The organism is Microbacterium sp. NFH-22A-Y (assembly GCF_021401375.1).
Classification (GTDB): Bacteria; Actinomycetota; Actinomycetes; order Actinomycetales; family Microbacteriaceae; genus Microbacterium; species Microbacterium hominis.
Genome location: NZ_JACBGF010000001.1, coordinates 635,134 through 660,685 on the forward strand (window position 1 = coordinate 635,134; position 25,552 = coordinate 660,685).

At 72.2% G+C, this 25,552-nt stretch carries 15 protein-coding genes and 1 pseudogene; 15 read left to right on the forward strand and 1 reads right to left on the reverse strand.

What is annotated here, in order from left to right; all coding sequences use genetic code 11:
- The first annotated feature begins 5 nt into the window (after nucleotides 1-5).
- From L0965_RS02915 to L0965_RS02985, 15 genes and pseudogenes are all read left to right on the forward strand, one after another.
- Entirely contained in the window at nucleotides 6-4,334 is a 4,329-nt protein-coding gene (locus L0965_RS02915) for a family 43 glycosylhydrolase (protein ID WP_101305587.1), read from the forward strand.
- On the forward strand, nucleotides 4,331-5,407 hold the full coding sequence (locus L0965_RS02920; RefSeq protein WP_232783992.1) for a WxL protein peptidoglycan domain-containing protein: 1,077 nt from the start codon (nucleotides 4,331-4,333) through the stop codon (nucleotides 5,405-5,407). Before L0965_RS02915 ends, L0965_RS02920 begins: the two co-directional genes overlap by 4 nt.
- Complete coding sequence (locus L0965_RS02925) at nucleotides 5,400-5,636, forward strand: LPXTG cell wall anchor domain-containing protein (RefSeq protein WP_101305588.1); 237 nt, start codon at nucleotides 5,400-5,402, stop codon at nucleotides 5,634-5,636. Before L0965_RS02920 ends, L0965_RS02925 begins: the two co-directional genes overlap by 8 nt.
- A gap of 97 nt (nucleotides 5,637-5,733) precedes the next feature.
- A complete protein-coding gene (locus tag L0965_RS02930) occupies nucleotides 5,734-6,753 on the forward strand; it encodes a LacI family DNA-binding transcriptional regulator (protein ID WP_060959383.1) in 1,020 nt (339 codons plus the stop codon).
- 194 nt (nucleotides 6,754-6,947) lie between these two features.
- Nucleotides 6,948-7,961: an ABC transporter substrate-binding protein gene (locus L0965_RS02935; RefSeq protein WP_060959384.1), complete on the forward strand. Its 1,014-nt coding sequence runs from the start codon at nucleotides 6,948-6,950 to the stop codon at nucleotides 7,959-7,961.
- A gap of 114 nt (nucleotides 7,962-8,075) precedes the next feature.
- Nucleotides 8,076-9,659 carry a sugar ABC transporter ATP-binding protein gene (locus L0965_RS02940; protein ID WP_101305589.1) on the forward strand — a complete coding sequence of 528 codons (1,584 nt, stop codon included), beginning with the start codon at nucleotides 8,076-8,078 and terminating at the stop codon, nucleotides 9,657-9,659.
- Nucleotides 9,656-10,726 carry an ABC transporter permease gene (locus L0965_RS02945; RefSeq protein WP_060959386.1) on the forward strand — a complete coding sequence of 357 codons (1,071 nt, stop codon included), beginning with the start codon at nucleotides 9,656-9,658 and terminating at the stop codon, nucleotides 10,724-10,726. Before L0965_RS02940 ends, L0965_RS02945 begins: the two co-directional genes overlap by 4 nt.
- A 254-nt stretch (nucleotides 10,727-10,980) precedes the next feature.
- A pseudogene (locus tag L0965_RS02950) lies at nucleotides 10,981-11,694 on the forward strand (ABC transporter permease); the annotation flags it as partial.
- 90 nt (nucleotides 11,695-11,784) lie between these two features.
- The gene (locus tag L0965_RS02955) at nucleotides 11,785-12,510 is read left to right on the forward strand and encodes an L-ribulose-5-phosphate 4-epimerase (protein ID WP_060959388.1); all 726 of its coding nucleotides are present in this window, start codon (nucleotides 11,785-11,787) and stop codon (nucleotides 12,508-12,510) included.
- On the forward strand, nucleotides 12,507-14,126 hold the full coding sequence (locus tag L0965_RS02960) for a xylulokinase (protein ID WP_101305590.1): 1,620 nt from the start codon (nucleotides 12,507-12,509) through the stop codon (nucleotides 14,124-14,126). Before L0965_RS02955 ends, L0965_RS02960 begins: the two co-directional genes overlap by 4 nt.
- Nucleotides 14,127-14,179: 53 nt before the next feature.
- Nucleotides 14,180-15,682, forward strand: a complete 1,503-nt coding sequence (araA, locus tag L0965_RS02965) for an L-arabinose isomerase (RefSeq protein ID WP_101305591.1) — start codon at nucleotides 14,180-14,182, stop codon at nucleotides 15,680-15,682.
- A gap of 52 nt (nucleotides 15,683-15,734) precedes the next feature.
- Nucleotides 15,735-18,716 (forward strand): immunoglobulin-like domain-containing protein, encoded by a 2,982-nt coding sequence (locus tag L0965_RS02970; RefSeq protein WP_101305592.1) that lies wholly within the window; start codon nucleotides 15,735-15,737, stop codon nucleotides 18,714-18,716.
- Between the two features lie 87 nt (nucleotides 18,717-18,803).
- On the forward strand, nucleotides 18,804-20,270 hold the full coding sequence (locus L0965_RS02975; RefSeq protein WP_101305594.1) for an MFS transporter: 1,467 nt from the start codon (nucleotides 18,804-18,806) through the stop codon (nucleotides 20,268-20,270).
- Nucleotides 20,271-20,325: 55 nt separating this feature from the next.
- Nucleotides 20,326-21,474: an exonuclease SbcCD subunit D gene (locus L0965_RS02980; protein ID WP_101305595.1), complete on the forward strand. Its 1,149-nt coding sequence runs from the start codon at nucleotides 20,326-20,328 to the stop codon at nucleotides 21,472-21,474.
- A 28-nt stretch (nucleotides 21,475-21,502) separates the two neighbouring features.
- A complete protein-coding gene (locus L0965_RS02985) occupies nucleotides 21,503-24,520 on the forward strand; it encodes an AAA family ATPase (RefSeq protein WP_101305596.1) in 3,018 nt (1,005 codons plus the stop codon).
- 3 nt (nucleotides 24,521-24,523) lie between these two features.
- On the opposite strand, the gene L0965_RS02990 is transcribed toward L0965_RS02985, so the two are convergent.
- Nucleotides 24,524-25,501, reverse strand: coding sequence for a hypothetical protein (locus L0965_RS02990; RefSeq protein WP_101305597.1), 978 nt, complete (start codon nucleotides 25,499-25,501; stop codon nucleotides 24,524-24,526).
- Between the last annotated feature and the right edge of the window lie 51 nt (nucleotides 25,502-25,552).

Genomic DNA, 25,552 nt, shown 5'->3' on the forward strand with positions numbered 1-25,552 from the left:
ACGCAATGACGCGCACGACGCCCCGAATCAGGATCCTGGCCGCCGCCACCACCCTCGCGATGTCCGTCGCGGGCGTGGTGGGCCTGGCGGCCCCGGCGACCGCGGCGACCGGACTGGTCGCCCACTACCCGCTGGACGACACCTCCGGGACCGTCGCGCGCGACGCCTCCGGCAATGCGCGCGACGGCCGCTACGTGGGCGGTCCGACCCTGACCGGGGGCGAGGGCGTGCGACTGGACGGCGTCGACGATCACGTCGCGCTGCCGGCGAACCTCCTGGCCGGTCTCACGTCCATCACGATCAGCGCGGACGTGCTGATCCGCGGTGAGCAGGGCACGCCCTACTTCATCTACGGGTTCGGGAACACGGATGCCGGCGGGGTGGGCAACGGCTACCTCTTCTCCAGCGGCAACGGCTACCGCGCGAGCATCGCCAGCGGCAACTGGAGCACCGAGCAGACGGTCTCCAGCGGCCAGAACCTGCCCCGCGACGTCTGGAAGACGATCGCCTACACCCTGGACGACGCCACCGACACCGCACGTCTCTACCTCGACGGCGTGCAGGTGGCCCAGCAGTCCGGTGTGACCCTCACCCCGGCATCCATCGGCGGCGGCCTCACGGCCGCGAACGTCCTCGGCAAGTCCGTGTACACCGCCGACCGCACCCTCGCCGGGAGCCTCCGCGACGTCCGCATCTACGACCACGCCCTCACCTCGACGGAGGCGGCCGCCCTCGCGCCCTCCGACGACGTGCGGGTCGCCCGTGACCGCGCCGCGCTCGCCCTCGGCGACCTCGGCGCGGTGACGTCGGACCTCACCCTGCCGACGACGGGGCTCAACGGCTCGCAGGTGGCCTGGGCGTCCAGCGACCCCGCCGTGATCACCCCCGCCGGCGCGGTCACCCGCCCCGCCGCGGGCAGCGCTCCCGCCGCCGTCACCCTGACCGCGACGATCACGCGCGGGGCGGCATCCGCCACCCGCGCCTTCGCGGCGACCGTCTCGCCGGCGGCCGATGCGACGGCGCGCGCCCAGCAGGACCTCGACGCCCTCTCGATCCCCGGCGCGCAGGACATCCGCGGCAACATCACCCTGCCCGCGGCGGGCGCGGTCAACGGCAGCACGATCGCCTGGTCGGCGTCGCCGGCCGGCATCATCACGACCACCGCGCAGGGCGCCGCCGCCGCCGGCGTCGTCACGCGCGGCGCGACGACCCGCCAGGTCACCCTCACGGCCACCGTGCCCGGCACGAGCGCGGTCCGCTCGATCGACGTCACCGTCACCGCGGCTCCGCAGAACCTCGACACCGACTACTCCGCGGGCTACCTGTGGACCCACTTCGCCACGAGCGGGGGCTACGAGAAGATCTTCTTCGGGCACTCCACCGACGGTCTGCACTGGTCGAAGCTCAACGACGACAAGCCCATCCTCGCCAACCTCGCCGGAGACCTCGGCGTGCGCGACCCCCACCTCGTGCGATCGCCGGAGGGGGACAAGTACTGGATCATCGGCACCGACCTCCACGCCGAGGGCGGCGGGGCCGGCGGCTCCGGGTGGGACCAGCTGAACGCGAGCAAGAACCTCGTCGTCTGGGAGTCGACCGACCTCGTGACCTGGAGCGACCAGCGCATCGTGTTCGCGGGCTTCGACGATGCCGGATGCGTCTGGGCGCCCGAGGCCACCTACAACGAGGCGACCGGCGAGTACTACGTGTACTGGGCGGCGCGCGACCGCACCGACAACGGCACGTCCGACTGGGCGCTGCGGATGTACCTGACCAAGACGCGCGACTTCGTGACCTTCACCGAGCCGGTGATCTGGACCTCCCTCAACGACAAGGGCGACGGGCAGTCCGGTCCGAACATCATCGACTCGACGATCGCGAAGGAGGGCGACACCTACTACCGCTTCTCCACGTCCGACTGGATGACCGTCGTCGACACCGCCACGAGCCTCGACGGACCCTGGACCCGCGTCATCGAGCGCGGGGATGCCGCCGCGCACGGTCTGCGCGCCTCGATGGAGGGCCTCACCGTCTACCCGCTGCCCCAGGGCGGCTGGGCGGTCATGGGCGACCAGAACGGGTACTACGCGCAGACGACCTCGTCGCTGGCGAGCCTGTCGTTCACGCAGCTGAGCGCCGGCACCGGCGCGGACCAGTACTCGTTCGACAAGCCGTTCCGGCACGGCTCGGTGCTGCGTCTGTCCGCCGCCGAGGAGGCGCGCCTCCTCGCCGCGTACGGCGACGACGCGACGACGCCGGAGCAGCCGCAGCAGGGACCCATCGCGCAGTACTCCTTCACGGGGGGCTCACTGGCGGACGAGGTCGGCGACGCCGACCTGACCGCCCACGGCACGGCGGCCGTCGTCGACGACCCCGACCGGGGTGCCGTGCTGCGTCTGACGGGCGCCAGCGGGGGCTACGCCTCCTTCCCGACCGGTTTCTTCGACGGGCGCGACACGATGACCGTGTCCCTCGACGTGAAGTCGGAGAAATCCAGCGGCAACTTCTTCACCTTCGCGTTCGGAACGGACTCGACGCGGTACGCCTTCCTGCGCCTGCGCGGCGGCGACGTGCGCACGGCCATCACGCAGAACTCGTGGACCGCGGAGTCGGCCGTGACCGGGAGCGTGAGCGCCGGGCAGTGGCATCGACTGGACCTCGTCTTCGACAAGAGCACGATGCGGGTGTACGCCGACGGCGCGCTGCTCGGGGAGAACACGGCCCTGGGCGCCACGGTGTCGCAGCTCGGCAGCGATCTGGTCGGCTACCTCGGCAGATCGCTCTACAGCGCGGACGGCTACTTCCAGGGCGCTTACGACAATGTGCGGGTCTACAACCGCGCGCTGTCGCAGACCGAGATCCTCGCCAACGCGGGCATCGAGGACCGGCTGCTGGACGTCTCGCTCGCCCAGCCGGAGGCCCTGAAGCTGGCGCCGATCGTCGACGCCGCGGCGCACCGCGTCATCCTGCCGGTGGTCAAGGGCACCGACCTCACCCGCCTCGCGCCGACGTTCACGACCGTGTCCACCGCCACGGTGTCGCCCGCCAGCGGCACGACGGTCGACCTGTCGTCGCCGGTCACCTACACGGTGACCACCGGAACGGGCGCGACGACGGCCTGGACGATCGAGGCGCGCGTCGTCGCGAGCCCGGTGCTGCCCGGCCTCTACGCCGACCCGAACATCGCGGTCTTCGGCGACACGTACTACATCTACGCGACCAGCGACGGCGTGCCGGGCTGGGGCGGGAACACGTTCTACGTCTGGAGCTCGAAGAACCTCGTCGACTGGGAGCGCTCGGCGCAGCCGATCCTCACCCTCGACGGCGTCAATGGCACCGTGCCGTGGGCGACGGGGAACGCGTGGGCACCGACGATCATCGAGCGCGCGGGCAAGTACTACTTCTACTTCTCCGGGCACAACCCCACGTACGACCGCAAGACCATCGGGGTCGCCGTCGCCGACAGCCCGACCGGGCCGTTCGTGGCGAAGACCACCGCGATGATCCTCAACAACGAGGCGATCACGTCGGGTCAGGCGATCGACCCGGCCGCCTTCCACGACCCGGTCACCGGCAAGTACTACCTCGGCTGGGGCAACGGGAGCCCGGTGCTCGCGGAGCTCTCCGACGACATGGTGTCGATCAAGCCCGGCACGTACCAGCGCATCAACGGGCTGACCGACTTCCGGGAGGGCGTCTTCTTCAACTACCGGCAGGGGCTGTACCACCTGACCTACTCGATCGACGACACCGGCTCGGAGAACTACCGGGTGGGCTACGCGACCGCGACCAGCATGAACGGCCCGTGGACCTACCGCGGCGTGATCCTGCAGAAGGACCTGTCCCTCGGCATCAAGGGCACCGGGCACAGCTCCATCATCAACGTCCCGGGAACCGACGACTGGTACATCGCGTATCACCGGTTCGCGATGCCGTCGGGTGACGGCACGCACCGCGAGACGACGATCGATCGGGTGGAGTTCGGTCCCGACGGCCTGATGAAGACGATCACCCCGACGCTGGAGAGCGTCGCGCCGCAGACCGTCGCGGTCGGACCGCGCATCTCGGTGTCGGCCACGACGCGCTGCGTCGCCGGTAAGGTCTACGTCACCGTGCAGACCAAGAATCTCGAGAGCGCCGCGATCTCCGCGGACGTGACCACCGCGTTCGGCAGCAAGGCCTACTCCTCGATCGCCGCCGGGGCGACCGTCACGTGGGCCGTCTCGACGCGCGCCGCCGCGACCACCGCGGGCACCGTGTCGGTGACCGCGCGCAGCGGGTCGGACGTCGCGGCGCCGCAGACCGCGGCCTACGCCGCACAGGCGTGCGGGTGAGTACGCGGACGCCGTCCCGTGCCGCGGCGGCGCTCGCCGCCGCGGCACTCGGGCTCGCCGCGCTCGTGGGCGGCATCCTGCTGCCGACTCCGGCGCACGCGGACGACGCGGCGCCGGACGTGCGGTGGTCGGTCGTGCCGGCGGACGCCTCCGGTCCCGACGGCCGTCGCACCGTCGACGTGCGTCTCGACCCCGGCCAGAGCGTCGAGGACCACTTCGCCGTGCGCAACGTCGGGGATGCCGAGGTCACCTTCCGCCTGACCGCGGCGGACGGGTTCACGACCCCCGCCGGGCGCTTCGACATCCTCGCCGACGGCACGGCCTCGGTGGATGCCGGGACCTGGATCTCCGTCCCGGAGAGCGTGACGGTCGCCGCCGGTGCGACCGTCGTCGTCCCGTTCACGATCGCCGTGCCCGCCACCGCCGAACCGGGCGACCACGCGGCGGGCATCACGGCGAGCGTCCTGTCGGTGCGGCGCGCCGACGGCGGGGCGAGCGTCGGGGTGGAGAGCCGCGTCGGCTTCCGGGTCCTCACGCGGGTGACGGGCGAGATCGCTCCGGCCGCCGCACTGGACGCGACCGCCGCCTCGTACGACATCGACTGGAACCCGCTGCGGCCGGGGACGGCGGTCGTGACCTTCGACGTCGCCAACGCCGGCAACACCCGGCTGGTGGCGGCCGGCACGGTCTCGGTGGGCGATCGCACCGTGTCGTTCCCCGCCGAGGGGGAGTCGGCGACGGAGCTGCTGCCGGGTGACCGGCGGACGATGCGGGTGGTGGTGGACGGCGTGTGGCCGCTGGTCTACGTCCCGGCCACCGTCTCGCTCGTGCCCCGCGCCGTGACCATCGCCGGCGACACCCCCGCCGTGGCGCCGACGTCGGCGGAGGCGTCGCTGTGGGCGCTACCGGCCCCCCAGGCGATCGTCCTCCTCGGCATCGCCCTCCTCGTCTTCGCCCTGTTCTGGGGGCGCACACGATCGCGCCGCCGGATCGATCAGCTCGTCGCCCAGGCGCACGAGGAAGGCCGTCGCGCGGCGGCCGCGGACCTGAACCAGGAGGCCCCCCGTGGCTGATGACATCCCCCTCGACCCGGTCGCGGATCCGAACGGCCTGGGCGTGAACGTCAACGTCGTGATCGCCCCGCTGCCCGCCCCCGGCACACCCCTTCCCGCGACCGGCGGCACTCCGCCGATCGAGCTCGGCCTCGTCGGCGTGGCCGTCGTGCTCGCCGGCGCGGCGATGATGCTGCGCTCCCGGCGCCGGCGCGGCGCGTCGGGCGGTGGCGCTCCGGATGGAGTGTGAAACGATGAGGCATCCGCTCCCGAGCGCGTGACGACTCCATCGGAACGGTCGCGCCGGCAGGTGGCCGATGCGGAGCTTTCTCAGGGGAGGGGCGCAGATGGCTGACCAGAACGGTCGCGGATGGGCCAAACCGAGCATCTACGACGTCGCCAACCACGCCGGCGTCTCGCACATGACGGTCTCACGGGTGCTCAACGGGCATCCGAACATCCGTGAGTCCACGCGGGTGCGCGTGCTGCAGGCGATCGATGAGATGCAGTACACGCGCAGCTCGATCGCGCGTGCTCTCGCGACGAGCAGGTCCATGCGCATCGGCGTGCTCGTGGACAGCCCCGTCCAGTGGGGCCCGAACAGCACGCTGCGTGCGATCGAGGAGGCCGCGCGCGCGAGCGCGTACTCGGTGAGCGTGTTCTCGACGTCCGACGAGGATGCCGCCACCATCTCGACCGGCATCAGCGATCTCGTCGCGCAGGGCATCGACGCCCTGTGCGTCATCGCGCCGCGCTCCTCCGCGCTGGAGCTCTTCCGCGAGCACAGCTCGAACATGCCGACCCTCGTCATCAAGGCCGAGCCGGACCCCCACCTCCACACGGTCGCCGTCGACCAGTACACCGGCGCGCGGATGGCGGTGGCGCACCTCGTCGGCCTGGGGCACCGCACCATCGCGCACGTCGCGGGCCCGCTCGACTGGTACGACGCCCGCGCCCGCTGGCAGGGCTGGCGCGACGAGCTGCAGGCGGCGGGCCTGCCCGAGGGACCGATGGTCCCGGGGGACTGGACGTCGGACCGCGGCTACGAGATCGGGCGCTCGCGCCAGCTGGGCGCCGCGACGGCCGTGTTCGCCGCCAACGACCAGATGGCGCTCGGCACGGTGCACGGGCTCGTGGAGCGCGGTCTGCGCGTGCCGGAGGACGTCAGCGTCATCGGGTTTGACGACCTTCCCGACGCGCGCCACTTCCTGCCGCCGCTGACGACGGTGCGTCAGGACTTCGCCTCGCTGGGCGCTCTCGCGCTGCGGTTGATCATCGCGGCGATCGACGGCGACGACACCGCCATGCACGCCCTGATCGCCCCCGAGCTGGTCCTGCGCGCCTCCACGGCGCCCCCCGCGCGCTGACCCCGTCGACGCCCGCCGCGTGCCGCGCGTGTTCGCGGTAACAAACAGGTAACGAAAGTCACGGAAACCGCGATCCGGGCTTGTGTTCGCCAATTGTTAGCGCGCACAATCGTCCTGCAGCATCCCATGCGCCCCCCGGGGCACCACACACATCCTCCGCAATCGTCGCGGAGGACTCTCAAGGAGGAGAAAGAATGGACATCAGCAAGCGCGGATTCCGTGGACTGCTCACGGTCGCAGCCGCCGGCGCGATGGTCGTCGGGCTGAGCGCATGCTCGGGCGGCTCGGAGCCTGCCGGCACCGGTAGCGCCGCCGCCGGCAGCGACACCATCACCGTCGGCTTCGTCGCCGTGGGTCCCGAGGGCGGCTGGCGCAACGCCAACGAGCAGGCCATCAAGGACGCGTTCACCAAGGACGCCGGCTTCGACCTCAAGTACGCCCCCGCCGCGAGCCCCAGCGACCAGAAGTCGCAGCTCGACGCGTTCTCGACCTTCGTCAACGACGAGGTCGACGTCATCCTCCTCACCGCGACCGAGGCGTCGGGCTGGGAGGACGAGCTGAAGAAGGCTAAGGAGGCCGAGATCCCGGTCATCCTCCTCGACCGCGGCGTCGACGCCCCGTCGGACCTCTACGTCACCCGCATCGCGCCCGACAACACGCAGGTCGCCAAGTCGGTGGGCGAGTGGGCCGCGACCACCTTCCCGAGCGGAGCGAACTACTTCGTCCTCGAGGGCGTGCCCGGCCTGTCCGTCGTCAACGAGCGCAACGAGGGCTTCGACGCGGCCATCTCCGGCAAGTCCGGGTGGAACAAGGTCGGTGCGCAGACCGCCAACTGGAAGACCGACGAGGGCAAGTCCGTCATCGAGACGGTCCTCAAGGCCAACAACAACAACATCCAGTTCATCTTCGCCCAGAACGACGAGATGGGCATCGGCGCGGCGCAGGCCGTCACCGCGGCGGGCCTCAAGCCCGGCACCGACGTCAAGATCGCCACGATCGACGGCACCAAGGGCGCCCTGGAGGCCCTCGCCAAGGGTGACCTGAGCTTCGTCGCGCAGTACAACCCCTTCTTCGGCACCGACGCTGTCGACGCCGTGAAGAAGGCTCTCGCCGGCGAGACGGTCGACTCGACCATCATCGTCAAGAGCGCCACGTTCGACTCGCCGGAGGCCGCGCAGACGGCCCTGGACGAGGGCCTCGGCTTCTAAGCCGCGCCACCGAGCCCGCTCGACACACGGGGACGGGGATCGCCGCCCGCGGCGGTCCCCGTCCCACCATCCACCCGCAGTGGTGACCCACCCATTCAACGAGGAAGTCTGCACGTGGTGACCGAACCCCTCCCGATCGTCGAAGTCCGCGGCGCGTCGATCACGTTCCCGGGCGTCAAGGCCCTCGACGACGTGAACTTCCGTCTGCTGCCCGGCGAGGTCCACACCCTCATGGGCGAGAACGGCGCCGGCAAGTCGACGCTCATCAAGGCGCTGACCGGCGTCTACCAGATCGACTCCGGCTCGATCCTCGTCTTCGGCGAGGAGCGACGCTTCTCCGGCACGGCGTCGGCGCAGGCCGCCGGCATCTCCACCGTGTACCAGGAGGTCAACCTCTGCACGAACCTCACCATCGGTGAGAACGTCATGCTCGGTCACGAGACCCGCTCGGTCTTCGGCATCGACTGGCGCAAGACCCACGCCCGCGCCCGCGAGGTCCTCACCGACATGGGGCTGGGTGACCTCGACCCCCGCGCCCCGCTGCAGTCGATCTCGATCGCCCTCCAGCAGCTCGTGGCGATCAGCCGCGCGATGGTCACCAAGTCGAAGGTGCTCATCCTCGACGAGCCGACCTCGAGCCTGGACGCCGCCGAGGTCGAGACGCTGTTCGGCGTCATCCGACAGCTGCGCGACCAGGGCGTCGCCATCCTCTTCGTCTCCCACTTCCTCGACCAGGTGTACGCGATCAGCGACCGGATCACGGTGCTGCGCAACGGCCGGTTCGTGGGGGAGTACCTCAAGCGCGACCTCGACCGCACCGAGCTGATCTCCAAGATGATCGGCAAGGACCTCGGCGCCCTGCGCGCGCTCGGCTCCAACCGTCAGGTCGATGACCGCGACCGCACCGCGACCCCGGTCTACGCGGCCGAGGGCATCGCGCGCAAGGGCGCCCTGGCACCCACCGACATCGAGATCCACAAGGGCGAGGTCGTCGGCTTCGCGGGCCTCCTGGGCTCCGGCCGCACGGAGCTCGCCCGCCTGATCGTCGGCGCCGACAAGCCGGATGCCGGCAGCGTCCGCCTCAAGGGCGCCAAGGCGAGCATCACCTCTCCGGTCTCGGGCCTCGCCCACCACATCGCCTACTCCACCGAGAACCGCCGCGACGACGGCATCGTCGGCGACCTCAGCATCCGCGAGAACATCATGCTGGCCGTGCAGGCCCAGCGCGGGTGGCTGCGCCGCGTGCCGGCGCGGGAGGTCGACCGCCTCGTGAAGACCTACATGGAGCGCTTCAGCGTGCGGCCGAACGATCCCGACCGTCCCATCCGTCTGCTCTCCGGCGGCAACCAGCAGAAGGTGCTGCTGGGCCGCTGGCTGGCCACCGACCCCGAGCTGCTGCTGCTGGACGAGCCCACGCGCGGTATCGACGTCGGCGCGAAGGCCGACATCCAGGAGACCGTCGCCGAGCTCGCCGAGGGCGGCATGAGCGTCGTCTTCATCTCCTCGGAGCTGGAGGAGGTCGTCCGCCTCTCGGAGCGCATCGTCATCATGAAGGACCACCAGAAGGTCGGCGAGGTCGTCAACGGCCCCGACGTCACCGCGGAACGGATCGTCTCGATCATCGCCGCCGACTCGGATGCCGCGGCGGAAGCCCGCGCGGACGCCCTCGCCGACGAGGTCGAAGGAGAACAGGCATGAACCGTCTGAGGGCGCTCGTGCGCACACCGTGGTTCTGGGGCATCGTCGGCATCGTCCTGCTGCTCGCCCTGAACACGCTGAAGGACCCGTCCTACCTGGCGGTCGGGGTGAACCCCACGACCGGTCAGCTCTCGGGCAACGTGCTGGACATCCTGCGGGTGTCGGCGCCGATCGTGATGATCGCGCTCGGCATGACCTTCGTCATCGCGACCAGCGGCATCGACCTGTCGGTCGGCTCGGTCATGGCCGTCGGCGGCGCGATCGCCATGGTCACCCTGAGCGGCCTGGGCCAGCCCACCTCGGTGGGGGCGATGTTCGCCGCCATCGGGCTCGCGGTGCTGCTGGGCGTGGTGCTCGGCGCGGTCAACGGCTTCCTCGTGGCGGTCATCGGCCTGCAGCCGTTCATCAGCACGCTCGTCATGATGCTCGCCGGCCGCGGCATCGCCCGCGTCATCACCGGCGGGCAGAACACGAACGCGGAGAACGCGCCGTTCCGGGCACTGGCCAACGGCCAGTTCCTCGGGCTGCCGCTGAGCTTCGTGCTCGCGATCGCCATCGTGATCCTGGTGGCGCTCGTCATGCGCCGCACCGCGCTCGGGCTGATGATCGAGTCGATCGGCATCAACCCGCAGGCCAGCCGCCTCGCCGGCATCCGTCCGCGGCCCATCCTCATCTCGGTGTACGTGCTGTCGGCGGCGCTCGCCGCGGTCGGCGGCCTGTTCACCGTGTCGGAGGTCATGACCGTCGACGTGTCGGGGACGGGCTACCAGATGGAGCTCGACGCGATCCTCGCGGTCGTGATCGGCGGCACCTCGCTCGCGGGCGGCAAGTTCTCGATCGTCGGGTCGACGGTCGGCGCCCTGCTGATCGCCACCCTCAACAAGACGGTGCTCTTCCTCGGTGTCTCGGCGGCGGCGACCCCCGCCTTCAAGGCCATCGTCATCGTCGCCCTCGTGCTGCTGCAGTCCGAGCGCATCCGCTCCCTCGTGCTGCGTCGCGGCGACCGCTCGCGCACCCCCGAGGCCCCCCTCTCCGAGTCCACGCAGCCGAAGGAGGTCGTCGCATGAGCGACGCGTCCACCACCCGCGAACGCACCGCGCCGGAGCCCGCGGGCGGCACCGCGGCGATCGCCACGCCCCGGGGCACGGCCTGGTCGCGCCTCTGGGGGCGCAGCCAGTCGCTGATCCCGACCCTCGCCGCCGTCGTGCTCTTCATCGGCATGCTCGTGTACGCGGAGCTCGCCTACGGCCGCGTCTTCCACCTCGGCACCATGTCGAGCCTGCTCGTGAGCTTCGCGCCGACGATCATCCTCGCCGTCGCGATGACGATCGTCATCCTCTCCGGCGGCATCGACCTCTCGGTCGGCGCGGTCGTCGCGTTCACCTCGGTCGCCGGTGTCATGCTCATGGGCATCGGGGTCAACGGCTGGCTCGCGATCGTGCTGATGATCGTGTTCGGTGCGCTGTTCGGACTGGTCTCGGGCGTGCTGATCCAGTACTTCAACGTGCAGCCGTTCATCGCGACGCTGGCGATGATGTTCCTGGCACGCGGACTGGCCTCGATGCTCTCGACGGTGCCCGTCCACGCCCCGGACGACGCGCCCATCCGCCTCTTCGCCACCGACTTCAAGCTCATCGACGGTGTCAAGACGAACGACCTCGTGCTCACGCCGGGCTTCTTCGTCGCCGTGATCATCGTGATCGCCGCCGTGTTCTTCCTGCACCGCACCCGCACCGGACGCACCGTCTACGCGATCGGCGGCGCGGAGTCGTCCGCTCAACTGATGGGCCTGCCCGTCGCCCGCACCCGCGTCTGGATCTACGTGATCAGCGGCGCGCTGGCCGGCGTCGCGGCGGTCGTCTACACGGCCGAGGTCGGCGGCAAGGCCCAGAACGTCACCGGCATCGGCTGGGAGCTCGATGCGATCGCGGCGGTCGTCATCGGCGGCACCCTCCTGACCGGCGGCGTCGGCTACGTGCTCGGCTCCGTCGTGGGAACGCTCGTGCTCGCGGCGCTGTGGATGATCATCACGAAGGACGGCTCCATCAAGCCCGAGTACCTGACGATCATCACCGGCGGCATCCTCCTGGCCTTCGTCCTGCTCCAGCGGGTCCTCACGAAGCGGATGAGCGGGCACGAGGGCGCGGTCGTGATCGACGCCGCGCTGCAGGAGCGCATCGATGCGGTGCGCGCCGATGTCGCCGCCCTCCACGGCGAGCTGGTGCGGTACGGCCTCGTCGTCTGGACGGGCGGGAACGTGTCGGGACGGGTTCCGGACAGCGACCTGTTCGTCATCAAGCCCTCCGGGGTCTCCTACGACGACCTGGCGCCGGAGAACATGATCCTCTGCGATCTCGACGGCGCCGTCGTCCCCGGCACGCCGGGCAGCGACCGCAGCCCCTCGAGCGACACGGCGGCCCACGCCTACGTGTACCGGAACATGCCCGACGTCGGCGGTGTCGTGCACACCCACTCCGACTACGCGGTCGCCTGGGCGGCTCGCGGCGAGGAGATCCCCTGCGTCATCACGGCGATGGCCGACGAGTTCGGCGGACCGATCCCCATCGGCCCCTTCGCGATCATCGGCGACGACTCGATCGGCCGCGGCATCGTGGAGACCCTGCGGGGCCACCGCAGCCGCGCCGTGCTGATGCAGAACCACGGTCCCTTCACCATCGGCGTCAACGCCAAGGATGCCGTCAAGGCCGCCGTGATGTGCGAGGACGTCGCCCGCACCGTGCACATCGCCCGCCAGGCGGGGGAGCTCATCCCGATCCCGCAGGAGAAGATCGACGCGCTCTACAACCGGTATCAGAACGTCTACGGGCAGGGAACGGACGAACGGCGATGACCACCACGGGTGACACCGTCCTCGCGGAGGCGATCCGCGCCGGTCGCACCAGCCTCGGCATCGAGTTCGGCTCGACCCGGATCAAGGCCTGCCTCGTCGACGCCGATGCGCCGGCGACGGTGCTGGGCGTCGGCGCCCACGCGTGGGAGAACCGCCTCGAGGACGGCCGCTGGACCTATCCGCTCGACGCCGTCTGGGTGGGACTGCAGGACGCCTTCGCCGACCTGGTCGCCGACGTCGAGCGCCGGTACGGGGTGCGGCTGGAGACCGTGGGCGCGATCGGCGTCTCGGCGATGATGCACGGCTACCTCGCCTTCGATGCGCACGGCGAGCTGCTCGTCCCCTTCCGCACCTGGCGCAACACCAGCACGGGTCCGGCCTCCGCGGAGCTGTCGGAGCTGCTGGGCGTCAACATCCCGCTGCGCTGGACGATCGCGCACCTGCGGCAGGCGGTGCTCGACCGCGAGCCGCACGTGGCGCGGCTCGTCGCGGTCACGACGCTGGCCGGCTACGTGCACGAACGCCTGACAGGTCGGCGTGTCCTGGGCGTCGGAGACGCCTCGGGCGTGTTCCCGATCGGCGCCGACACGGCGGACTACGACGAGCGCCTGGTCGCGCGCGTGGACGCGCTCATCGCGCGCGAGGGCGCCGCCCTCCCGCCGCTGCGCTCGCTGCTGCCCGAGGTGCTGCCCGCGGGCGCCGATGCGGGGTCGCTGACCCCCGAGGGTGCGGCGCTGCTCGATCCCCGCGGCGCGCTGCGGCCGGGCGTGCCGTTCTGCCCGCCCGAGGGCGACGCCGGCACCGGCATGGTCGCGACCGGCGCGGTCGCTCCGCGCACCGGCAACGTCAGCGCCGGCACGAGCATCTTCGCCATGGTCGTCCTGGAGCGGCCGCTCGCCGGGCGTCACCACGAGCTCGATCTCGTGACGACCCCCGCCGGGGACCCGGTCGCGATGGTCCACTGCAACAACGGCGCCAGCGAGCTCGCCGCCTGGGCGGGCCTGTTCCGCCGGTTCGCGGCGGCATCCGGAGCGCCCCTCGACGACGACGCCGTGTTCGAGGTCCTGCTGCGCGAGGCGCTCGAGGGCGATGCCGACGCGGGCGGACTGCTGGCCTACAACCACCTCGCGGGCGAGCCGATCGCCGGCCTCACGGCGGGGCGCCCGCTGTTCGTGCGCACGCCGGAATCGACGTTCGACCTGGCCAACGTCATGCGCGCGCAGGTCTACGGCGTGTTCGGCACCCTCGCCCTGGGCATGACGGTGCTGCACGGGGAGGGCGTCGCCCTCGACCGGATGTACGCCCACGGCGGCGTCTTCCGCACCGCCGGCGTCGCGCAGCGCTTCCTCGCGGCCGCCCTCGACGCCCCCGTGGCCGTCGGCGACACCGCATCCGAGGGCGGGGCGTGGGGCATCGCGGTGCTCGCGGCCTTCCGTCGCGCGGTCGCGGCGCGCGCCGCCGAAGGCCTCGGCGCCTACCTGGACGCCGTGGTGTTCGCGGATGCCGCGGCCGCCGTCGTCGACCCCGATCCCGCGGACGTCGCGGGATTCGCCCGCTATCTCGACCGCTACCGCGCCGGCCTCGCCGTCGAGGCGGCGGCCGTCACCGCTCTCTGAGGCCGCGCCCCTTCGCGGCCGCCCACCCCCGTCCCCACGACCGGAAAGACATCATGACCCTCTCCACCACTCTCGAGAACTACACCGTCTGGTTCGTCACCGGCAGCCAGGGGCTGTACGGCGAGGAGACGCTGCAGCAGGTCGCCGCGCAGTCGCAGGCGGTCGCCGCCGGTCTCGAGGGGCTGCCCGTGCGCGTCGTGTGGAAGCCGGTGCTGACCGACTCCGACAGCATCCGCCGCCTGGCCCTGGACGCCAACAGCGACGACTCCGTCATCGGCGTCGTCGCCTGGATGCACACCTTCAGTCCCGCCAAGATGTGGATCGCGGGCCTGGACGCACTGCAGAAGCCGCTGCTGCACCTGCACACGCAGGCCAACGTCGAGCTGCCCTGGAACGACATCGACTTCGACTTCATGAACCTGAACCAGGCCGCCCACGGCGACCGTGAGTTCGGCTACATCCAGACCCGGCTGGGGGTGGCCCGCAAGACCGTCGTGGGTCATGTCTCGAACCCCGCCGTGCGCGATCAGATCGAGCAGTGGCAGCGCGCCGCCGCCGGATGGCAGGCCGCCCGCACCCTCAAGCTCGCCCGCTTCGGCGACAACATGCGCTACGTCGCGGTCACCGAGGGCGACAAGACCGAGGCCGAGCTGCGCTTCGGCGTGCAGGTGAACACGTGGGGCGTGAACGAGCTCGCGGATGCCGTCGCCGCGGCATCCGACGCCGACATCGACGCCCTGGTGCAGGTGTACCTCGCCGAGTACGACGTCGCCGAGGAGCTGCGACCCGGCGCCGAGCGCCACGCGTCGCTGCGCGACGGCGCGGCCATCGAGATCGGACTGCGCACCTTCCTCGAAGCCGGCGGCTTCGGCGCCTTCACGACCTCGTTCGAAGACCTCGGCGCGCTGACGCAGCTGCCGGGTCTGGCGGTGCAGCGGCTCATGGCCGAGGGCTACGGCTTCGGCGCCGAGGGTGACTGGAAGACTGCGATCCTCGTCCGCGTCGCCAACGTCATGGGCGCGGGCCTGCCGGGCGGTGCGAGCCTCATGGAGGACTACACCTACGACATGGTCGCCGGGGACGAGAAGATCCTCGGCGCGCACATGCTCGAGGTCTCGCCGTCGCTGACGACCCAGAAGCCGCGCCTGGAGATCCACCCGCTCGGCATCGGCGGCAAGGACGACCCGGTGCGTCTGGTCTTCACCGCCGACCCCGGCCCCGCCGTCGTGGTCGCCATGAGCGACATGCGCGACCGCTTCCGGCTGGTCGCCAACGTGGTCGAGAACGTCGACGCGCCCGACCTGCCGAAGCTGCCGGTCGGACGCGCGATCTGGAAGCCGGCGCCCGACTTCGCGACCAGCGCCGCCTGCTGGCTGACCGCCGGCGCCGCGCACCACACCGTCATGACGACGGCGGTCGGCATCGAGGTCTTCCGCGACTTCGCCGACATCGCCGGCACCGAGCTCCTCGTGATCGACGAGGACACCACCGTCCGCGGCTTCCAGAAGGAGCTGCGCTGGAACCAGGCCTACTACCGCCTGGCCCAGGGATTCTGAGCCCCCTCGCCCGCCCTCGACACCACCTACCCGAAAGAGAAAGGTCTCGACGATGAGATCAGCACTGCTCCCGCCTGCCCCCGCGGCATCCGGGCGTTCGTCCCGCCGCGCGGTCGCGGCCGCCCTCGCCGGTGTGCTCGCGCTCACCGGCGTCGGCCTCGCAACCCCCGGTGCCGCGTCGGCCGCCGGCGTGCCCGCCCCGACCGCGCACTACGACATGTCGCACAGCGGCACGACCCTGCTCGACGTCTCCGGCAACGGGCGCAACGCGACGCTGACGGGCCTCACGGACGGCTCCTTCGCCGACGCGGGCGGCGACGCCGTCCTGCGCTTCCGCGCCGACGGCTATGCGTCCCTCCCGTCGGGGCTCATCACCGCGGCGGACAACGACTTCACGGTCGAGTACACGGTGTCCACGCAGACCTCCGCGAACCACTTCGGCTGGGTCATCGGCGACGGCGTGGGCGCGTGGAACACGACGGCCCTCGGCAACCACATCTTCCTCAGCCCCCGCTCGGCTCAGGGCGGCTACACCGACCAGGTGCTGTCCGCGATCCGCGTCAAGAACGGCGGCAGCAACGGCGAGAGCCGTCTGCCGGCCGGCGGCGGGCTCAACCCCGGCTTCACGACCCTGACGATGGTGGGCTCGGGCAGCACGCTGACCCTGTACCGCGACGGCGTGCAGATCTCTACGCTCACGCACGCGCTCTCGCTCAGCTCGATCATCCCGACGGGCTCGGTGCTCGGCTACCTCGGCCGCTCGCTCTACCAGGGCGATCCGCTGCTGAAGGCGGACGTCTCCGACGTCAAGTTCTGGGACGTCGCGCTGTCGTCCTCCGACGTGTCGGCGAGCATGCCGACGGCGCAGCAGAAGAGCGCGACCACGTCGGCGCTGCTGCGCGGTGACGTCCTCGCGCAGATGCTGGGCTCCAACGCCTCGCTCTCGAGCGTGTCGTCGAACCTGACGCTGCCGGCGACGGTGAACGGCGTCTCCCTGACCTGGTCCTCCTCCAACCCGTCGGTCGTGTCGACCACCGGTGTGGTCTCCCGCTCCATCGGCGCGAACACGGCCGTCACCCTGACGGCGCAGACGGGCCTGTCCAGCACGCTGACCTTCGACGTGACGGTGCTCGCGCCCAGCGTCGCCGCCGACCTCGACGCCATCACGCTCGCGTCGCGCACCACCGAGAACCTCCCGCTGGCCACGAAGGGCGCCGTCAACGGCGCCGCCATCACGTGGACCTCCTCGGACGCGTCGCTGGTGACCCCGACCGACCCCGGCTACACGGCACCGGCGGTCGGCGCGGCCGATCCGTATCGCGGCGGCGGCATCGTCGCGCGGCCCGCCTACGGCGCGGGCGACCGCACCGCGACCCTCACGGCCCACGCGACGCTCAACGGCGCCACCGCGGAGCGCAGCTTCACCGTGACCGTCGCCGAGCACGGTCGCTGGGCTCCGGATGCCGGCTACGCGGCGGCCTACTTCAAGTCCGACAGCGACGAGAAGATCTACCAGGCGGCCACGTCGGGCAACGACTTCTTCACGTTCTCGCCCGTCAACGGCGGCAACGCGGTCATCACCTCCACCGCCGACACGAAGGGCCTGCGCGACCCGTACATCCTCCGCTCGAAGGACGGCGACAAGTACTACATGGTCGCGACCGACCTGTGCATCGGATGCGGCACCGGCTGGGGCCCCGCCCAGTCGGCGGGAAGCCTGAAGATCGAGGTGTGGGAGTCGACCGACCTCGTCACCTGGAGCCGCACGAACGGTGAGAACACGGGCATCACCGTCAACCAGCCGGCGGCGGGCATGACCTGGGCGCCCGAGGCGTACTGGGACGACGACCTGCAGTCCTATGTCGTGTTCTTCGCGTCGCGGCTGTACTCGGATGCCAGCCACACCAACAGCGACAACCTGTATGCGCGCATGTTCTACGTGCTGACGCGGGACTTCCGCACCTTCACGTACCCGCCGACGAGCTGGCAGGACACCGGCTACGCCCGCATCGACTCGACCGTCACGAAGATCGGCAACTACTACTACCGCTTCACCAAGAACGAGGAGGGCGGCGCCGCCGGCACCCTCGAGGCGGGCAAGGACATCTTCCTCGAGCGTTCGAAGGTGCTCACGGCGCCCACGACCGCGTCGAGCTGGACGGCCGACCCGTCGACGACGTGGCAGCTGGTCGACACGCACATGACCTCGCTCGAGACCGGGCAGGCGGGCGAGGGTCCCGAGATCGTCAAGCTCAACGAGGGCGACCCCAACAACACGGGCGACGGCTACGTCTTCCTCGTCGACAACTACGGCGCGGGCGGCTACCGGGCCTTCCTCACGAGCGGCGGCGCCATCGCCTCGAGCACGCAGAGCGACCGGCTGTCGCAGCGGTCGACGTGGAACGTGCGGGCCACCGGCGGCCTGCCCGCCAGCCCCCGGCACGGCGCGTTCGTGAGCGTCACCCAGGGTGTGCTCGACGCGATGCACGCGTGGACCGGCGTCTCCGCGGTGGCCTCCACCACCACGCTGAGCGCCCAGGGCCGCGAGGTCACGGCGCGCGTCGCCGCGGCGGACGGCGGCGACGTCGTCGGCACGGTGACCTTCTCCGGCGGCGGCTGGAGCGCCACCGTGGCGCTGTCCGACGGTGCCGCCCACGTCGAGGTGCCCGGAACGGTCACGGCCGTCACGGCGCACTACGACGGCTACCGCGACGGGCTGGTCAGCGCGTCGACGTCGGCATCCGTCTCGTTCGGGCCGCGCATCGCCGTTTCCGCGACGACGCGCTGCGTGCTCGGCAAGGTGGTCGAGGTCGTCACCGTGACGAACAACGAGACCGTCGCGGTCTCGGCGGCGCTCGCGAGCCCGTCCGGCGCGAAGACGGTCTCCGTCCCGGCCGGCAAGAGCGTGTCGACGACGTTCACCACGCGCGAGAGCGCGCTGGCGGCGCACACCGTGACCGTGACGGCCACGGCCGCCGGCAACGCGTCGTCGACGGTGCAGACGGCGACGGTGGCGGCCGCCTCCTGCCGCTGATCGCCTGAGGGGAGGGGTCCGCCGCGAGGCGGACCCCTCTTCTCGTTCCGCGGCCGCCCCGCCGCGCAGGGACGCTAGCGTGGGACGGTGACGAGTCCCGCAACGGCCAGCATCCCCCTCGACAGCGCTCAGCGGTGGCGCGCCTTCTGGGTCTGCGTCTCGGTCGCTGCGCTGACCATCCTCGATCTGAGCAAGGTGAACGTCGCGCTGCCCTCGATCGAGAAGGCGCTGGGCGCCGGCTCGACGCAGCTGCAGATCGTCGTCTCGGGCTACGTGCTGATGTTCGGGCTGGCGCTCGTGCCCTTCGGGCGCCTCGGCGACCAGCGCTCCCGCAAGACCCTGTTCCTCGTCGGGCTGAGCCTGTTCCTCGTCACGAGCATCGTGTGCGCCGTCGCGCCCACCATCGAGGTGCTCATCGCGGGCCGCCTCGTGCAGGGACTGGCGGCCGGCATCCAGATGCCCCAGGTGCTCGGGACCATCCAGCAGATCTTCGTCGGCGCCGAGCGCGGGCGCGCGTTCGGCCTGTTCGGCGCGACGATCGGCATCGCGACGGCGATCGGCCCGACGCTGGGCGGGCTCATGATCGCGCTCGGCGGAGCCCAGGACGGCTGGCGGTGGATCTTCTGGATCAACGTGCCGCTGTGCGCGCTCGTGATCGCGGGCGTGCTCGGACTGCTGCCGCGTACGCGCCGCTCGACGCCCGGGCGGCTCCAGCTCGATCCCGTCGGGCTCGTGCTCCTGGCCTTCACGATCATCACGCTCATGTGGCCGTTCCTGTTCACCACCGGTGCTCCGAGCGACGACCCGCGTCGGTGGTGGTCGCTCGTGCTGTTCGTGGTGTTCGTGACCGCGTTCACGTGGTGGGAGCGGCGCTACGCGGCATCCGGCCGGTTGCCTCTCGTGCCGTTCTCGCTCTTCTCGATCTCGTCCTTCCGCAACGGCACGCTCGTGGTCACGACCTACTTCACCGCGATCCCGGCGATGTTCCTGCTCACGACGCTGTTCCTGCAGACCGGGGTCGGCACCGAGCCGGTGTTCGCGGGCATGGTCTCGATCGGCTTCGCGGTCGCCAGCGCGATCACCGCCTGGTTCGGCGGCAACCTGGTCGCGCGGCTCGGGCGGCCGCTCGTGGTGTGGGGCCTGGTGATCGTGCTCGTCAGCGTCGCGGCCCTCGCCGTCGTCGCCTACACGGTGCCGGCCGGCGTCGTCGAGTACGCGATGGCGGCGGTCATGGTCGTCGCCGGTGCGGGCGCCGGACTCGTGGTCGCGCCCAACCAGACGCTCACCCTCGCCGACATCCCCACCCGCGCGGGCGGTTTGGCGGGCTCCGTCGGCCAGCTCGGACAGCGCGTCGGGACCGCCGTCGGCACGGCGATCGGCCTGTCGTTGTTCTACTCGACGATCTACCGGGAGAAGGGCGAGGGGCACGACGGGCTCGAGGTCTTCCACAACGCATACGCGTACGGGATGGTCGCGGTGGGCGTCTTCGTCGCGATCGCCCTGCTGATCGGTGTCATCGATCTCGGCGTGCGGCGCCGCGCGGCCCAGGACTGAGGGCTCCGCCGCGGGCCTTCCGGGCGATGTCGCCGGCTCCGCCTACCGTGGAGTCATGCGCATCCTCCACACCTCGGACTGGCACATCGGGCGGACCTTCCACGGTCATTCCACGCTCGACGCGCTCCGCGGGGTGCTCGAGGCGCTCACGCGACAGGTGCGCGAGCACGACGTCGACGTCGTGATCGTCGCCGGCGACGTCTTCGACTCCGCCGCTCCGGCCGCCGCCTGCTACACGCTCCTCTCCGACACCCTCCGGGCGCTCGCCGACACCGGGGCCCAGGTCATCGTGACCAGCGGCAACCACGACTCGGCCGCGCGTCTGGGCTTCCAGGCGGGCCTGCTGCGCGACGGCATCCACGTGCGCACCGACCCGGAGCGCCTCGACGAGCCGATCACCGTGTCCGATTCGCACGGCCCGGTGCACTTCTACGGCATCCCCTACCTCGAGCCGGCGCTGCTGCGCGCGTCGTGGCCCCAGGCGCGCACGCACGCCGACGTGCTCGGGCACGCGATGCGGCGGGTGCGCGCGGACCGGGCCAGCCGGGGCGGGCGCGCGGTCGCCATCGCGCACTGCTTCGCCGCGGGCGTCGAGCCGACCCCTCACCTCGAGCGCGACATCCAGCAGGGCGGGCTCGACGTCGTGCCGCTGTCGGTGTTCGACGGAGTGGACTACGCGGCGCTCGGACACATCCACGGCCGCCAGCGGCTCGCCCCCCACGTGCGTTACGCCGGCGCCCCCCTCCACTACAGCTTCGGCGAGGGCGACAAGCCGCGCGGGTCGTGGCTGGTCGAGCTGGATGCCGAGGGTGCGGCCGAGGCGACGTGGCTCGCGCTGCCGGTGCCGCGCCGGCTCGTCACGCTGCGCGGCCCGTTCGCCGAGATCCTCTCCTCTCCCGCGCACGCCGCGGCGCAGGACGCGTGGGTGAGCGTCGAGTACACCGACGCGCTGCCCGAGCGCGATCCGCTGCGCCGCCTCCAGGAACGGTTCCCGTTCTGCGCCAAGGTCGTGCACGCTCCGGCCGTGGTGCGCAGCGACGACGGGCGCTCGTACTCCCAGCGCGTGCGCGCCGCGCGCAGCGACGCCGAGCTCGTCGACGCCTTCCTCGCGCACGTGCGGGAGGGCGAGGGCGCGACGGCGCGCGAACGCGAGCTCCTCGGCGACGTCCTCGACGAGCGCATCCGCGTCGAGGCGTTCGCGTGATCCTCCTCGGGCGTGCGGAGCGACGGTCATGAAGCTGCACCGGCTCGAGCTCACCGGTTTCGGTCCGTTCCGCGACACGCAGGTGGTCGACTTCGACGCCTTCGACGACGACGGCCTGTTCCTCATCTCCGGGCGCACCGGCACGGGCAAGTCCAGCATCCTCGACGGGGTCAGCTTCGCCCTCTACGGCACCGTGCCCCGCTACGAGGGCGGCGAGAAACGGCTGCGCAGCGACCACGCCCACCCCGCCGACCCCACCGAGGTGCGGCTGGAGTTCACGGTGGGCGCGCGGCGGTGGCGGGTGACGCGGGCTCCCGAGTACGACCGTCCCGCCAAGCGCGGCGGCGGTCTGACGACGGCGCCGGCCCGCGCCGAGCTCGACGAGCTCGTCGACGGCGTCTGGGTCGGCCGCGCCGCCAAGCCGCGCACCGTCGGCGAGGCGCTGGGCGAGGTGCTGGGGCTGAACGCCGCGCAGTTCCAGCAGGTCATCCTGCTGGCGCAGAACAAGTTCTCGCGGTTCCTGCTCGCTCCGGGCGACGAACGCCAGACGCTGCTGCGCACGCTCTTCGGCACGCGGCGCTTCGAGCGCTACCGTGACGACCTGGAGCAGCGCCGCCGCGACGCCGCCGATGCACTGAAGGCCGTGGACGGACGGGCCCGCACCCTCCTGGGCGAGGCCGAGCGTCTCATCGGCACCCACGGTCTCGAGCCCGCCGACGGCGCGAGCGCGGCCGACGCGCCCCTGCCCGAGCGGCGGGCCGCCGCCGAGCGGGCGCTCCAGCGTGCGCAGTACCGCGTCGAGCAGGCGGACCTCGCGCGCCGCGGCGCCGACGCCGCCTCCGAGGCCGCGGCGGCCGCGCACGCCGCTCTGCAGACGCGCGCGGAGCGCGGGCGCGAGCGCGCGGCGCTCCGCGAGAGGCTGAGCGGGCTCGAGGAGCGCTCCGCCGCCGTCGACGCCGACCGCCGGCGCCTCGCCGACGCGCGGGCCGCCGCACTGCTGCGGGCGCCGGGAGATGCCGCGGAGCGCGCCGACCGTGCCGCTGCGACGGCCACGGCGGATGCCGCGGCGGCCTGGCGACGATGGACCGACGGCGGGGGAGACGCCGACGCCGATGTGGCGGCGCTCGTCGACACCCTCACCGGAGACCTCGTGCGATGGGAGGCCGCCGCCGTGCACGAGCGCGAGCTCGACGAGCGGGCGGCCGCGCACGTCGAGACGACGCGCGTCGTCGCCGACCTCCGCGCCGCGTGCGACGCCCTCGACGAGCGGCGCGCGGGGGTGCCGGCCGCGCGCGCCGCCCTGGACGAGCAGATCGTCCGGGCGGAGGCCGGTGCGGCGCGCCGCGACGAGCTCGACGCCGAGCGCGCACGGCTCCGTGACGTGCTCGACGCCGCACGCCGCGCCGAGGCGCACACGGACGCGCTGACCCGCGCCGAGACCGCGTACGCCCGGGCGTCGGCGGCGACGGAGGCCGCGGCGGCCGAGGTCGGCGCCCTGCTGCGCCGGCGACTCGCCGGGGCCGCGGGCGAGCTCGCGGCCGCTCTGGTCCCGGGCGAGCCCTGCGCGGTCTGCGGCTCGACGGCCCATCCCCGTCCCGCACACAGGGGCGACGAGCCGGTGACGGACGAGGTGCTCGCCGCCGCCGAGCGTGCGCGCGACGCCGCCGTCGCGGCCGAGGGCACCGCCCGCGAAGCGGCGGCCCGCGTGCGCGACGAGCTCGCTCAGGCCCGGGCGGAGGCCGCGGGCCTGGAGGTGGCCTCGGCCGAGGAGCAGCTCGCGAGCGCCGCCGCCGTCGCCGCCGCGGCGGCGCAGGCCGCTGCCCTGCTCGACGAGCTCCACGCCCGCCGCCGCGAGCTCGATGCCGCCGCCGCCCTCGCCGAGACCGAACGCGCGCGCGTCGCCGACGACCTCGCCGCCGCCCGCGAACGGCTCCGCGGCCTCGAGAGCGACATCGCGCGGCTGACGGCAGCCGTCGTGGAGGGGCGCGGGGGCTTCGACAGCGTCGCCGCGCGGATCGCCGCGACGGCGGCGGAGCGGGATCGGGCGCGCGCCGTCGTGGCCGCCGTCGCCGCGCGCGATGAGAGGCTCCGCGTCCGCGACGCCGCGACGGCCGAGTTCGAGACCCGCCTCGCGACGTCGCCGTTCGCGGATGCCGCCGCGGTCCGTGCGGCACTCCTCGACGACGCCGGCATCGCGCAGCTCGACGCCGAGGTCGCCGACCACGCGGCCCGGCTGACGGCGACGCGGGCACGGCTGCTCGAGCTCGAGCTCGACGCCGTCGGCGACGAGATCGATGCCGACGCGCTCGCCCGTTCCGCCGAGACCGCGGCCGCGGCGGACGCGGCCCGCGCCGAGGCGATCGCCGCGCACACCGGCGCGGACGGTGTCGCCGCACGCCTGGACGATCTGCTGCGGCAGGTCGATGCGGCACTGGTCGCGGTGCAGGAGAGCGGCGAGGACGCCGCCGCCGTCATCCGCCTGGCCGACACGGTCGCCGGTCGCGCGCCCAACACGATGAAGATGGATCTGGAGACGTTCGTGCTGGCCGCCGAGCTCGAGGAGATCGTCGCCGCCGCCAACGTCCGGCTCGCCGAGATGTCGTCGGGCCGGTACACCCTGCACCATTCCGACGCCCGTGCCGCCCGCGGACGGGCATCGGGACTCGGCATCGACGTGCTCGACGCGCACACGGGCCGACTGCGCTCGCCCCAGTCTCTCTCTGGCGGCGAGACCTTCCTCGCCTCGCTCGCCCTCGCCCTCGGTCTGGGCGAGGTGGTCACCTCGCGCGCCGGCGGCATCCGTCTGGACACCCTCTTCGTCGACGAGGGCTTCGGCTCCCTCGACCCCGAGACGCTCGAGCTCGCCATGCGCACCCTCGACGACCTCCGGGCGGGCGGGCGCACCGTCGGCGTCATCAGCCACGTCGAGGCGATGAAGGAGCAGCTGCCCGCCCAGATCCTCGTGTCCTCGACGCACGAAGGGCCGAGCGTCATCCGTCAGGATGCCGCCCGGCCCTCGGCCGAGAGCGCGCGCGAGGCGCGCTGAGCGCTACTGCAGGTAGGTCTTCGCGGAGGCCAGGATCTCCTGGTACAGCGTGCGCAGCAGGTCGGCGGCGCTCTCATCGGCGCCGATGCTGGTGATGGTCTGCTGGACGAGGTCTTCGACGCCGCTGTCTCCGGTGACCAGCAGCGTCTGGCCGATGATGATGAGCGACTCGTCGGGGAGCACCTCCTCGATGACGTCCGGCGTGGCGGTCGGGTCGACCTCGGCGAAGATGTCGTTGACCTTCGGGCGGACGTCGGCGATGAACGCCTGCTCGGCGGCGGTCTCCTCGGCCGCGTCGGCCTCGCTGTCGTCGGTCGGCAGACCGGCGCCGGGCGTGACCTCCGCCGACGGCGTCGCGGAGGGGGCCAGCACGTCGTCGATCGACGACCCGGCCGCGGAGAGGCCAAGAAGCACGATCGACCAGATCAGGGCGAACGCACCGATCGTCGCGCCCACGAGCGACAGCACGAGCGCCGTGATGCTCAGCGGCTTGCCGCCGTAGCGCTTGCCGGCCAGCCCGACGATCGAGAAGATGAAGCCCGCCAGCAGCAGCAGACCGCCGATGAGCACGGCCACGAGGCCGACCCACGGCACGGGCACGAGGCCGACGAGGCTGAGGATCGTTCCTCCCGCCGCCAGTCCGAGCGCCGTCCACGCGATCGCCTTGGACCGGGTGTCGGGCTGTCCCGGCTGCGGAGGGACGGGGCCGGGCGGCACCGCCCCGGGCTGTCCGTACGGCGCGGCCGCGTATCCGGGCTGGCCGTACGGGGCTGCCGCGGGCGGCACGGGAGGCAGCGGGGGCGCGGTCGGCGCGACGTACGCGTCGCCGTAGCCGCCGGTGGCCGGCGGGTAGGCCTCGGTCGGCTGGGCATCCGGGGCCGGGTAGGCCTGGGTGGGCTGGTCGTCCGCCGGGGCGGGCGCGGCGGCATCCGGGGTGTCGCCGGGGGCGCCGTCGGGGTCGGTGGGCGGAGGTGTCGACATGCACTTTTCCTTCGTCTTGTCCGTCACGGCGCAGCACGGCTCTCCGTGGAG